The sequence below is a fragment of the Corynebacterium glyciniphilum AJ 3170 genome (assembly GCF_000626675.1).
Classification (GTDB): Bacteria; Actinomycetota; Actinomycetes; order Mycobacteriales; family Mycobacteriaceae; genus Corynebacterium; species Corynebacterium glyciniphilum.
The window spans coordinates 2,895,552-2,907,827 of the sequence record NZ_CP006842.1 but is presented as its reverse complement, the minus strand read 5'-3'; the positions used below and the strand labels follow the sequence as shown (position 1 = coordinate 2,907,827).

Here is a 12,276-nt window from a genome sequence, read left to right as displayed (position 1 = left end):
TTGTGACTCTGCGATTCTTCGACACCGCGACCCGTGAACTCCAGGACTTCGTTCCGTTGCAGGAAGGACACGCATCGGTCTACCTGTGTGGTGCGACCGTGCAGTCCATTCCGCACATCGGCCATGTGCGTTCCGGGGTGGCGTTCGACATCCTGCGCAACTGGCTCGAGGCCAAGGGGCTGGATGTTGCTTTCGTGCGCAATGTTACAGACATCGACGACAAGATCCTCACCAAGTCCGCCGAGCATGGCCGGCCCTGGTGGGAATGGGCTGCCACCCACGAGCGGGAGTTTTCCCGAGCCTATGACCTGCTCGGAGTGACGCCCCCATCTGTCGAACCACGTGCCACCGGCCACGTCCCGGAGATGATCGCCTACATCCAGCGCATCATCGACGCCGACCTCGCCTACGCCACGGAGGACGGTTCGGTGTACTGCCGCACTGCGCGGGTCCCGGAGTACGGGTTCCTCTCGCACCAGAAGCTCGACGAACTGGACCAGGGTGAGGATGCTGCCCCCGGCAAGGAAGATCCGCGTGACTTCGCCATGTGGAAGTCGGCGAAACCGGGTGAGCCGGGGTGGGACACACCGTGGGGCTACGGGCGTCCCGGTTGGCACATCGAGTGCTCGGCGATGTCGCGCAAGTACCTCGGTGCGGAGTTCGACATTCATGCCGGTGGTATGGACCTGCAGTTCCCGCACCATGAGAACGAGGCGGCCCAGGCGCATGCCGCCGGAGACGGTTTCGCCCGCCTGTGGCTGCACAACGGCTGGGTGACGATGTCGGGCGAGAAGATGTCCAAGTCCCTGGGCAATGTGCTCTCCGTGCCGAATATCCTCACCCAGGTCCGTCCGATCGAGCTGCGCTATTACCTGGGCTCGGCGCACTACCGCTCCATGCTGGAGTACTCGGAGTCTGCGTTGCAGGAGGCGGCCGCAGGCTTCCGCCGGATCGAGAAGTTCCTGGCACGAGCTGTGGAGATCCTCGGTGAGGTGGAGACAGGTTCCTGGCTGCCGTCGTTCGAGGAGGCGTTGGACGACGACCTGTCCGTCCCGCAGTCGCTGGCCGTCATCCATGATGCGGTGCGGGAGGGCAACAAGGCCCTGGAGTCCGGTGACCGGGAACGGTTGACGGAGATTGCCGGTGCCGTGCGGGCGATGGCTGGCGTGCTCGGTGTTGACCCGATGTCTGCGACATGGTCAGGGCCGTCTGCGCAGGGGCGCGGGCTGGGTGTCGGTTCGGGAGCGGCAGACGGCGCGACGCCGGCGTTGGACGTCCTGGTGCGTGCCGAATTGGACCGTCGTGCTGCGGCCCGTGCGGAGAAGGACTTCGCCACCGCCGATGATGTGCGTGACCGGCTGAAGCAAGCCGGGGTCGTCGTTACCGACACCCCTGACGGAGCGACCTGGTCGCTGGGGTAGGGGGCCGCGTTGCGGCCCAGGTATCGACGAGGTTCACCCCGGTGGTCTCGAAGTCCCTGATGTTCCGCGTCGCGACTGAATAACCGTGGGCGGATCGCCTCGGAGACGTCATTGGTATCGAGGACGATCGCGGAAGTTCGGTCGATTCTGCGGTGCGACCGTGAGCCTTGGATTGCACGCGAAGTGCGAGGTGGACGTCGTCGGGAACGTTGCGGACGGTCGGAGCTCAGCCACCGGCCCCTGGCGACGGTGCAAGCAAAGGGCGTGGTGCCTCCCGGAGCGTCAGGCACGGTTCTTCTAGCGGAAAAGTCCTCGTCGCTGCTTCTTTCGGTTCTCTTTAGAGGACCAGTAGTCGACACCCCAGAAGGGACTAACGAACAGGAAATAGATGACGTTGAGAACGGAGGCCGGTGTTACCGACTGAAACACCGGGGCGTCTTCACTCATGTGGGCGATGGACCGGACCGATAAGAAGTGCCCGGCGACGGCCCCGGATGTCAGTACGACGGCCAATCCATTGTTGTACGGAAGCGAGAAACACAACAAGGCGGCGAAGAGACAGAAGGTTTTCCCGTTCCTCTGGCATAGCGGCCGAGGAAGAAATCATGTCCGCCGACGATCGCGCTCCAGACCGCGATCTTGTATGTCCGGGACTTCGTCCGCTGGAGTTGGCGGTTCCCGTAGACCTCCGTATCAAGGTCATCATACGGTTCAGGCAGGTAGCCGAAGATACGTATCACTTCCGGGGGCTGATGAACGGTCAGGACGGCTGCCAGCCTACCGCTCCGTCAGGCGGGTCCCCTTCAGCTCAGGAAGCGCCAACGCGGCCACCGCTGCGACGGCGAAGGCTGTTCCGAACAGGGTGAACAGTACCGGCAGACCGCCGAACACCAGCAGAGGCGGCACGATCAGCGGCGCAAGGATCGACGCGATCCGTCCGAACCCGGTCGCCGCTCCCGTGCCTCGGGCACGCATTGTCGTCGGGTAGAGCTCCGGGCCGATGGCGTACAGCGCGCCCCACGCCCCGAGGTTGAAGAAGGACAGCAGGCATCCGGCGGCAATGATCTGCCACTCCACACCGGCGAAACCGTAGAGCGCGGCGGCCACCGCCGACCCGGCGAGGAAGGTGGCCAGCGTGCTCCGACGCCCCCACCTCTCGATGAGGAACGCGGCCACCGCATAACCCGGCAACTGGGCCAGCGTGATGATCAGGGTGAACGTGAAGGACTTCACCAGCGTGTAACCCTGATCGACAAGGATGGACGGGATCCAGGTGAAGGCGCCGTAGTAGCTCAGGTTGATGCAGAACCAGACCGTCCAGAGTGCGGTGGTGCGGCGTCGCAGTGTCGGCGACCAGATACCCGATGCTGAGCCGGTTGACCCTGAGCTCCCGCCGACAATCGCTGCGTCCTGCTGCGTTTCGTCGAGGACTCGGGAGGCGTCAGAGGAATGTGGTTCGCCCTGGAACCGCAGGCGCGTCGGCTCCGACGCCTCGAAACTTGTGACGATGCCCTCCGCCTCGGAGTGGCGGCCCTTGGCCTCCAGGAAACGGACGGACTCTGGCAGCTTCATCCGGACGTAGAGGGTGTAGAAGGCGGGCACCATGCCCAGGGCCAGTGCCCAGCGCCACCCGTTGTCGTTCAGCGGGATGATGAACGCGCCGATCACCGCGGCCGCCAGCCAGCCCACGGCCCAGAACGCCTCGAGGATCACCACCATGCGCCCCCGGACCTTACGCGGCGCGAACTCGGAGATCAGCGTGGACGCCACCGGAAGCTCCGCCCCGAGTCCCAGTCCGACGAGGAAACGCAGGGCGATCAGCACGGCGAGTCCGCCGGCCAGGGCGGACGCCCCGGTCGCCAAGCCGTACACCAGAAGGGTGGCGGCGAAGACGTTCCTCCGTCCGAAACGGTCCGCCAGCAGACCGCCGAACGTGGCGCCCAGGGCCATGCCGATGAACCCTGCGGAGGCCAGCCACGAGGTCTCGGTGTGGGTGAGCCCCCAGTGGGTCGTAAGTGCGGCCATGATGAAGCCGATGAGGCCGACGTCCATCGCGTCCAACGCCCAACCGATGCCGGAACCACCCAGCAGTTTCACGTGCCGTCGGGTCACGGGCAGGCGGTCGAGCCGTTCGGTCCGGGTCAGGGAACTGCCGACAGACATGCCGTCGTGCAGGGGAGAGGACGATTCCTGAGGCGTCATAACCAGCAGAGGATACCGTGCCGCACGGTGGTTGTGAACAGGGGGAATCAGGGGTGTAGAGGGTAGGGTGGTCCGCATGGCAGGAAACGACAAGCGCCGTGGCGCGGTACGGAAGACAGCGCGCAAAGGCTCGGACAAGGGATCCGGTGGCACCCGGCGCAGGGGACTCGCCGGCAAGGGGCCGACACCGAAGGCCGAGGACCGCGTCTACCACGCGAAGTACAAGGCGAAGAAGACCAAGGAGCGTCGCGACTCCGGTCGCCAGAATCCGAAGGACACCGACAACCAGCCAGAACTCGTTGTGGGACGGAACCCGGTGATCGAATGCCTGCGGGCAGACGCCCCGGCCACCGCGCTGTATGTCGCGGTCGGCACCGGCAATGACGACCGGCTCTCGGAAGCGGTCCACACCTGCGCCGAACGCGGTATCGCCGTGCTCGAGGTCAGTCGGGACGAACTGGACCGGATGACGGGTAACGGCATGCACCAGGGGATCGGCCTGCAGGTGCCGCCGTACAAGTACGCCGAGGTCGAGGACCTGATCGATGCGGTGCAGACCTCGGGTCGGCCGGGGATGATCGTGGTGCTGGACAACATCACCGATCCACGCAACCTGGGTGCGGTGATTCGTTCGGTCGCGGCATTCGGCGGGCACGGCGTGGTCATCCCGGAGCGTCGGTCGGCCTCGGTGACCGCTGTGGCATGGCGGACCTCCGCTGGCACGGCAGCACGGCTGCCGGTCGCCCGGGCGACGAATCTGGTGCGCTCTCTGAAGCAGTTCCAGCAGTCCGGATACCAGGTTGTGGGGCTGGACGCCGGTGGCCAGCACACTCTCGACACCTATGACGGGACCACCCCGGTGGTCGTCGTGGTGGGGTCCGAGGGGAAGGGGCTCTCACGTCTGGTGGGCGAGACCTGCGACGACATCCTGTCGATCCCGATGGCAGGGCGGGTCGAGTCCCTCAATGCCTCTGTTGCGGCGGGTGTGGTGCTCAGCGAGTTCGCTCGCCAGCGTCGCGTGGGGTGACGCTCCCCGGAGGGGAAGGTTGAGGACTCAGGTCGGAATCGGGGGCGGATGGTGACCTGAGGGCTCAGGCTGTCATGCGGGTATATGTATGTGTGACGTGGGGCGTGGGGTCGACGATGGGACAGGTACGAGCCCGGAGGAGGGGCGCCATGTCGACCACATCCACGACACGACATACGACCGCACAGGTACAGGGACGCACACGCCGGATAGTCCGGTCGGCGTCCGCGTCAGCAACCGTGGCTACGCTCTGCCTGGGGATCGTGGCCTGCTCGGGGGACGGGGGAGAGGGGACGTACTCTGCGGTGGACGGCACCACGACCGCCACAGTCACCGTGACGTCCACCGTCACCGAGACGACGGTCCCGGACCACTCCGCTGTCCCCGACCCCGAACCCGACCCTGTGCCAGAGCCCTGCAGCCTCGAGTCTCTGCACCGCACGGAGGGTATGGAGGCACTCGACGTGCTCATCTACTGCGACGGCGCCTGGATGCGCGCCGGGCAGTGGCAGACCGACCACCTCCGGAACCTCGTCTGGACAGGTGACATGTGGGTGGAGTACCTGCCGGACGACACGACCCCAGGTACCGGCTACCCCTGCTACGACGCCGGACGCCTGGAGCAGGATGGTGTCCCTCCGGCGCTACGGGATCAACTCACGCTCTGTGAGTGATGCGGGTCTGCGGGGAGCTCGTGCTGGCTGCGCCGCTGGCGTGATTCATCGCGCTGCACCCGGCGGCCACGGGCCCAGCCGATGGCGCGGCACACCAGGTAGATGGCGAAGCTGATCGAGGTGACGAAGGGGCTGACCGGCAGTCCCGGTTCCAGGGAGAGTATCAGTCCGCCGGCGGCGGAGGTGATCGCGAACAGTGCGGACAGCGTGACTGCCAGCAGCGGATTCGAGGTCACTCGCACGGCGGCGGCGCCCGGGGTGATCAACAGGGCGAGCAACAGCAGGGCCCCGACGATCTGGACACCCTGGGAAGCGACGATACCGATGAGCACAGCGAACGCGGCGGCCAGCAGTTTCACCGGCACGCCCGACGCTGCCGCCATGACCGGGTCGACGGTGGCGAACAACAGAGGACGCCACAGCACGGCGACGGCTCCGACGACCAGGGCCGCCATCAGCGCCAGGATGCCCAGTGATGCGCCGGAGACGCCCACGATTTGGCCGGTGAGCAGAGCGTAGGCCTCTGATGTCCGGCCCGGGTACAGGTAGATGAACAGAACAGACAGACCCATGCCGAAGGCGAGGACGACACCGACGGTGGCGTCCTGTTCCTTCAATCCCAGCAGGGCGAGCACGACGGCCGCCAGCACAGCGCCGAGAACTGCGCCCGTGGTCACGCTGATCCCGAACAACAGTGCGGCTGCTGCACCCATCAGGGCCAGCTCTCCGGTGGCGTGGGCGGCGAAACTCATCTTGCGCATCACGATCAACGGCGCGAGTGCCCCGGAGACGAGACCGAGGAGCAGCGAGGCCATCAGGGCGTTCTGGACGAAGTCGACCTGCAGCAGGTCCCAGGTGCTCACACGACCACCATCCGCCCGTTGACTTCGGCGACGTCCACGTCCGTGCCGTAGAGCCGGGACAGCACCGGGCCGGTCATGACCTCGTCCACGGCACCGGTGACGTGGTCGTCCGGGCCGAGGTAGAGTACCCGGTCGGTCACCGCAAGGACAGGGTTGATGCTGTGGGTGACGAAGATGACAGCGGTGTCCTGTTCCCGCCGACGCCGGTCGAGTAGCTCGACCGCCGCCCGTTGAGCGGACAGGTCGAGACTGAGCAACGGCTCGTCACAGAGCAGGAGTTCAGGGTCGGTGGCCATGGCCTGGGCCTGCCTGACGAGCTGTTGTTGGCCACCGGACAGCGTACCCACCCGACGGTCCGCCAGACCTGACGCGCCGACCTCGGCGAGTGCCGCGTCGATGGTGGAGCGGCGGGGACGTCGCCGTGACATCGTCCCGTGTTCGATGGACAGTCCCACAAGGTCACGGACCCGGATCGGCAGGTCAGTATCGAACATGCGTTGCTGGGGGATGAAGCCGATGCGGTGAGGTGCGCTGACGCTGCCGGAGGTAAGTGAACGCGTCCCCAGGACGGCGTTGAGCAGGGTGGACTTTCCCACCCCGTTGGGGCCGAGGACGGTGAGGAACTCCCCGGGTTCGACACTCAAAGTGAGATCGTGCCACAGGGGGTCGACGCTGGCGCCGGTGAAGGTCAGGAGGGACATCTAGCCGAGCGCATCCTCGAGATCGGTGATCACGCCGTCAACGTAGTCGGCGAAGTCCTCGTCATTGTCCGGGGTTTCGGTGACGTTGACGACCGACACGTCCTTGTCCTCGGCGGCGTCCGTGAGCTGGCGGGACGCCTGGCTCTCGGACTGGGTGTTGGTGATCAATGCGTCCGCTTCGCCGTCGGTGATCAGATCGCGGGTCGCCGAGAGGTCGGCCACGGACGGCTCGCCTTCGTTCAGGACGGCCCGGGCGAATCCTTCCGGTGTGACGTCGTGGACCTCGGAGCCGCGGAGCAGGAGACCTGCCACGGGTTCGGTGAGCACGACGTGGGAGTGGGGAAGGTCGGCGACCCGCTGGCGGAACCCGTCGGTCATCTCATGGACACCGGTGGCTTCGGAGGGGAAGTGGTCGTCGAGGCTGTTGAGGTGGGCGGCGAGACTGTCGGCGAACTCGGTGACACGGTCCATGTCGAACCAGACATGCGGGTTGTCGTCGCCTTCGAGGATACCGCTGCCGTGATCGTGGTCAGCATGGTCAGCATGGTCAGCATGGTCAGCATGGTCAGCATGGTCGGTGTCCTGGGCATGGTCGCTGTCAGCACCGTGGTCACTGTGATCGTGTCCCTCAGTGACAGGGGCGGCGGTGATGACCTCGGCGTCGTCCCCGGCGTTGTCGGTGAGCCAGTTGTCGTAGCCGGCCCCGTTGCCGACGACGATGTCGGCGTCCCGGATGGTGGAGATGTCCTGTGCCGTGGCTTCGTACTCGTGGGGGTCGTCGTCGGTGCCTGAGAGGATGGTGTCCACAGTGATGTCGTCAGCGTCAGCATCGTCGATGACCTGCTGGGCGATGTCACCCCAGGTGGAGGTGGACGCGACGATACGGATGCCGCCGTTGTCGGCGGACGCACTGTCTGCACCGCCTGCGCAGGCGGTGAGGCCGAAGGTCAGGGCGGTGGCTCCTGCCAGGGACAGGGCAGCAGCGGTGCGGGAGGCGGATCGACGTCGTGACATGGAGACGACAGTAGTCCTTGTTGGTAACGCTTGCCAATTAGGGTTACGTCAGTCACGGTCGGAACTGTCGACTACCATGGTCGTCGTGAATCGCTCCAGTAACCAGGGTCGGCAAGGCAGACAGGGCCGGAGGGGCACCCTGGCCTCCATCGCCGCGGAACTGGGTGTCTCCAGGACAACGGTCTCCAACGCGTACAACCGTCCGGAGCAGCTCTCTGTCGAACTGCGCGAACGCATCATGCGCACCGCCGAGCGGATGGGGTACTCCGGGCCTGATCCGACGGCACGCTCCCTGCGGACTCGTCGTGCAGGTGCCATCGGTGTGCTGCTCACCGACGACATGACCTACGCCTTCGAGGACCAGGCATCACTGGAGTTCATGTCGGGGGTCTCCGAGGCCTGCGTGGGTATGGACACCTCGATGCTGCTCATCCCGGCGGGGGCGGAGACCGCGGAGGAGGACCGCCCGGCATCCCTGGTGAACCAAGCGGTCGTGGACGGTTTCATCGTCTATTCGGTGGCCGCGGATGATCCCTTCCTCACCTCGGTGACCAGCCGTAACGTCCCCACCGTGATCTGCGACCAACCGGCCGGCGATCACGGCGTCAACTTCGTCGGCATCGACGACCGGGAGGCGATCCGTCCGGCCGCGCAGGCCCTGGTGGACGCCGGTCACCGCCGCGTCGGCATCCTGTGCATCCGTCTCGACCGACGTCCCAACAACGGGCCGGTCAGCGCGGAGCGGCTGGACAAGGCACAGATGCACGTCCAGAAAGGCCGCGTGCTCGGGGCACTGGCAGTACTCGACGACGCAGGAATCGACCGGGATGAGGTCCCGGTCATCGAACGCCACATCAACAATCCGGACACCGCCCGCAGTGCGGCCGCCGAGTTGTTGGAGACTCATCCCGATCTCACGGCGGTGATCTGCACCACCGACAGCCAGGCACTCGGTGTCCTCGACTACGCCGACGATACGGGCGTCGACGTGCCCGGGGACCTGTCCGTGGTCGGCTTCGACGGGATCGCACGCGCTCGCTTCCGCGGCCTCGCCACCGTGGAGCAACCGAACCGTGAGAAGGGTTTCACCAGTGGGAATGTCCTCGCGGCGCTCATCGGTCGGAACACTGAAGCCACCAGACGGGAGCCTGCGACCGAATGGGCGGAGCCGGAGTCGCGGATTATTCTCCCGACGCGTTTCCTCCCGGGGCGGACTGTCGGTCCTCCCGCAACTCGCTGAGGGCGGCGACCGACGCAGCGTCGACGACTCCGCCGTCGCGGTCACCCTGGCGCAGCAACCTGGCTTCAGCGAGACGCGCGAGCGTCTCGGCCACCGCCTCGGGGCCGCTCAGTCGACGGTGGGCGGCGGTGGCGCCATCGCCCACCCGGATGCCTACGTCGGGACGGCCCGGGAACCCCGCATCCTCTGACGACGTCAGGCCCTGCTGATCGAGGACACGTAGGGCAGTTTCATCTGTGACGTCATCGCCGGCGAAGACGACAGCGTCCGGCTGCGTCCGGTCGATGAACGCCTCGAGGTAGCTGCCCTTGGTCACCGGCGACACGGACACCTCAACGATGTCCTTGCCCGGGGTCACGGTGACCCCGTCCAGCTTCTGGGCCGCGAGACGGAACTCTTCGTAGGCGGTCAGGCCGGTCCGTCGGTCAGATGCCCCGCGGATATGCAGACCCACCGCAAACGGTTTGCGCTCCACCCACATACCGGAATCCCGACCGGCGAACTCGTCGGCCATCCCGCTCAGCGTGGCGAGTAAGGCACGCTGCTCGTCGTCGAGACCGGAACTGGTGGCATCGGCTGGCTCGGCGCCGTGGCTCCCGACTAACAGGATGTCGCCGGGAGAGGGGGAACTGACGGCGGTGGCCTCAGCGACGGGTTCGAGGATCTCGAGGTTACGCCCGGACAGTAGCATCACCGTGGTACCGGAGCAGGTGGTGAGACGGTCGATGGCGTCACGCGCACCAGGAACCATGCGTACCGACAGTGGGTCGGTGGAGAACCCGGCGAGGGTGCCGTCGAAGTCGAGGGCGACGAGCAGGTGCGGGACCTCGGCGAGGTACTGGATGTCGTCGGTGGAGACGGTGGGCAGGGGAGCGGCGGAGACGCGGTCGTCGGTCATGCCGTCCAGCGTAGCGGCGTCACGTCACGGCGTCGCGAGGAACTCGACGAAGCGTCCGGTCTGCCAGTTCGAGGGATCATCATCGGTGCGGGTCAACCGGAGTTCGTCCTCGGTGGGAGTACTCCACCGCAACGTGGGGGCTTCTCCGTCATCCTCGGTGTCGTCGCTGCTTTCTCCCAGGACGGCCACGAGACGGTCTGCCAGTGAAGAGTCGTTCGGCAGGCATTCCGTGCCGGACTCACCACTGATGTCGCGGGCGCTGAACCCAGGGAAGCGGACCCGGTCGTTGTCGAGCCACTCGACATCGCCGCTCAGCGACATGCAGCCCGCAGCCCCGGTGACCGTGCTGCCACCCAGGGCGAGCCAGGTACGGGCCTGATCGGTCTGGGACAGGGAGGATGCGACGGCGGTGCCGGAGTCCGCGAGGTCGGCGTCCTCGATGCGGCCGACCTGCCAGCGGACGTCGGCCAACTCGCCGGGAATGTCTGATCCGCAGGAGGCGAGCAGGACGCTACCGGTCAGGACGATTCCCCCGAGGGCCGTCCGCAGCACCGCGCGTGACAGGCGCTGGTTCACTCGTCCACCGTGCCTGAGTTGTCGATCACCTCAGGGTCCAGCACGGCGAGGAAACGCCGGGCCCACCCATGGACGTCGTGGGACCGGACCTCCTCCCACATCTCCTGCATACGGGCCTGCTTGTCGTCGTCCGGCGAATCGATGGCCTTCATGATCGCAGCCGCCGTCGACTCCACGTCGTAGGGGTTGCACAGGTAGGCGTTGGGCAGCTGTGTCGCTGCACCGGTGAACTCACTGAGCACCAGCGCCCCGGACCCGTCGGAATGGCTGGCCACATACTCCTTGGCGACCAGGTTCATCCCGTCCTTCAGTGCCGTCACCAGCATCACATCCGCCGCGGCGTACAGGGAGACCAGTTGGGCGAAGGGCATACTCGCGTGCGAGTAGTGCACCACCGTGTGCCCCAGGCTGCCGTAGGCGCCGTTGATGCGTGACACCGTGCGCTCCACGTCTTCGCGTGTCCGGGCGTAGGAGTCGAGACGTTCCCGCGACGGGGTGGCGACCTGGATGAGACAGACTTCGTCCGGGTTCAACAGTCCCTGGCTGAGCAGCTGCTCCAGAGCCTTGAGACGCTGGTGGATGCCCTTGGTGTAATCCAGACGGTCCACACCGGCGAGGAGGATCTTCGGCGATCCCACCCGACGGCGCAGGGCACTTGCGGCGGAGACCGTCTCCGGGGCCGTGGCCTTCGCCTGGACGCCCTCGGTGTCGATGGAGATCGGGAACACACCGACCTTGACCTCGCGGCCGTCCTCGGTGCGCACCGTGCCGGCCACAGCGTCCCGACGCGGCAGCCGGGCACCACGGATGTAGGACACACCGGACTCATCGGTGCCCGCGGCACCGTCGTCGTTGAACGTCCCTTCGCCGTCCGCCCCGCAGGCATCGCCCTCGCCGACCTTGGCGAAAGTCACGTCCCCGCCGAGCGCACGCAGAGTGTAGAGGAAGTTCCACGCCGAGTCGGGGGTGTGCAGCCCGATGAGATCCGCCCCCAACGTGCCCTGCAGAACATCCCACCGCCATGGAAGCTGACGGAACAGCTCCGGGGCGGGGAAGGGGATGTGCAGGAAGAACCCGATCTTCAGGTCGGGCCGCAACTCGCGCAGCATGCCCGGCACCAGATGAAGCTGGTAGTCCTGCACCCAGACCGTGGCACCAGGGGCGGCGGCTTCGGCAGCGGCCCGGGCGAAACGCTCGTTGACGGTCCGGTAGGCACGCCACCACGACCGGTGGAACTCCGGGTGGACGATCAGGTCATGGTAGAGCGGCCACAGGGTGTCGTTGGAGAAACCCTCGTAGTAGGTCTGGAACTCCGAGGTCGTGATGTTGACCGGTACCAGCGTGACACCGCCGTCCATCTCCGGAAGATCGGAGACGTGCACCTCCTCCTCCGGAGCGTCCGCGGTGGCACCCGGCCAGCCGACCCAGCTGCCCTGGCTGCTTTCCAGTACAGGACGCAACGCGGTGACCAGCCCGCCGGGGCTCGGCGACCAGGTCACCGTGCCGTCCTTGGCGACGGACCGGTCGACGGGCAACCGGTTGGCGACCACGACCATGTCGCTCGTGGGAACGGTCCCGGGCGACGACTCTCCGTCAGCGTCGTAGGTTCGGTCATCTCCGGCAGTCACGGCGTCGTCTCCCCTTAGGGTGCTCGAGGGTC

Annotated in this window: 11 protein-coding genes and 1 pseudogene; 4 read left to right on the top strand and 8 right to left on the bottom strand. The window is 66.4% G+C overall.

Annotated features, from left to right (window positions below):
- The first annotated feature begins 2 nt into the window (after positions 1–2).
- Positions 3–1,421 (top strand): cysteine--tRNA ligase, encoded by a 1,419-nt coding sequence (cysS, locus tag CGLY_RS13580; RefSeq protein ID WP_174411423.1) that lies wholly within the window; start codon positions 3–5, stop codon positions 1,419–1,421.
- Here cysS and CGLY_RS18120 read toward each other — a convergent pair.
- A pseudogene (locus CGLY_RS18120) lies at positions 1,381–1,605 on the bottom strand (hypothetical protein); the annotation flags it as partial. The gene cysS and the pseudogene CGLY_RS18120 overlap by 41 nt on opposite strands.
- Positions 1,606–2,198: 593 nt before the next feature.
- Positions 2,199–3,623, bottom strand: a complete 1,425-nt coding sequence (locus CGLY_RS13570) for an MFS transporter (protein WP_227590281.1) — start codon at positions 3,621–3,623, stop codon at positions 2,199–2,201.
- A gap of 76 nt (positions 3,624–3,699) precedes the next feature.
- Between CGLY_RS13570 and rlmB the strand changes: the two genes are divergently transcribed.
- Complete coding sequence (gene rlmB, locus CGLY_RS13565) at positions 3,700–4,650, top strand: 23S rRNA (guanosine(2251)-2'-O)-methyltransferase RlmB (protein WP_038550120.1); 951 nt, start codon at positions 3,700–3,702, stop codon at positions 4,648–4,650.
- 149 nt (positions 4,651–4,799) lie between these two features.
- Positions 4,800–5,324 carry a hypothetical protein gene (locus CGLY_RS13560; RefSeq protein ID WP_144313695.1) on the top strand — a complete coding sequence of 175 codons (525 nt, stop codon included), beginning with the start codon at positions 4,800–4,802 and terminating at the stop codon, positions 5,322–5,324.
- On the opposite strand, the gene CGLY_RS13555 is transcribed toward CGLY_RS13560, so the two are convergent.
- Genes CGLY_RS13555 through CGLY_RS13545 form a run of 3 tightly spaced genes read right to left on the bottom strand, consistent with a single transcriptional unit; the run spans position 5,303 to position 7,902 of the window.
- Positions 5,303–6,139, bottom strand: a complete 837-nt coding sequence (locus tag CGLY_RS13555) for a metal ABC transporter permease (protein ID WP_265101973.1) — start codon at positions 6,137–6,139, stop codon at positions 5,303–5,305. The genes CGLY_RS13560 and CGLY_RS13555 overlap by 22 nt on opposite strands.
- A 44-nt stretch (positions 6,140–6,183) precedes the next feature.
- The gene (locus CGLY_RS13550) at positions 6,184–6,888 is read right to left on the bottom strand and encodes a metal ABC transporter ATP-binding protein (protein WP_038550115.1); all 705 of its coding nucleotides are present in this window, start codon (positions 6,886–6,888) and stop codon (positions 6,184–6,186) included.
- Positions 6,889–7,902 carry a metal ABC transporter solute-binding protein, Zn/Mn family gene (locus CGLY_RS13545; protein WP_038550113.1) on the bottom strand — a complete coding sequence of 338 codons (1,014 nt, stop codon included), beginning with the start codon at positions 7,900–7,902 and terminating at the stop codon, positions 6,889–6,891.
- Positions 7,903–7,987: 85 nt separating this feature from the next.
- On the opposite strand from CGLY_RS13545, the gene CGLY_RS13540 reads away from it, so the two are divergent.
- Entirely contained in the window at positions 7,988–9,142 is a 1,155-nt protein-coding gene (locus tag CGLY_RS13540; RefSeq protein ID WP_227590280.1) for a LacI family DNA-binding transcriptional regulator, read from the top strand.
- Here CGLY_RS13540 and otsB read toward each other — a convergent pair.
- The 3 genes from otsB to CGLY_RS13525 are packed head-to-tail and all read right to left on the bottom strand — an operon-like array spanning position 9,084 to position 12,172.
- A complete protein-coding gene (gene otsB / locus CGLY_RS13535; protein WP_081803938.1) occupies positions 9,084–10,040 on the bottom strand; it encodes a trehalose-phosphatase in 957 nt (318 codons plus the stop codon). The genes CGLY_RS13540 and otsB overlap by 59 nt on opposite strands.
- Positions 10,041–10,064: 24 nt before the next feature.
- Positions 10,065–10,616, bottom strand: coding sequence for a hypothetical protein (locus tag CGLY_RS13530; RefSeq protein WP_038550111.1), 552 nt, complete (start codon positions 10,614–10,616; stop codon positions 10,065–10,067).
- Positions 10,613–12,172: an alpha,alpha-trehalose-phosphate synthase (UDP-forming) gene (locus CGLY_RS13525; RefSeq protein ID WP_038553117.1), complete on the bottom strand. Its 1,560-nt coding sequence runs from the start codon at positions 12,170–12,172 to the stop codon at positions 10,613–10,615. The genes CGLY_RS13530 and CGLY_RS13525 overlap by 4 nt, the downstream gene beginning before the upstream one ends.
- Positions 12,173–12,276: the final 104 nt, after the last annotated feature.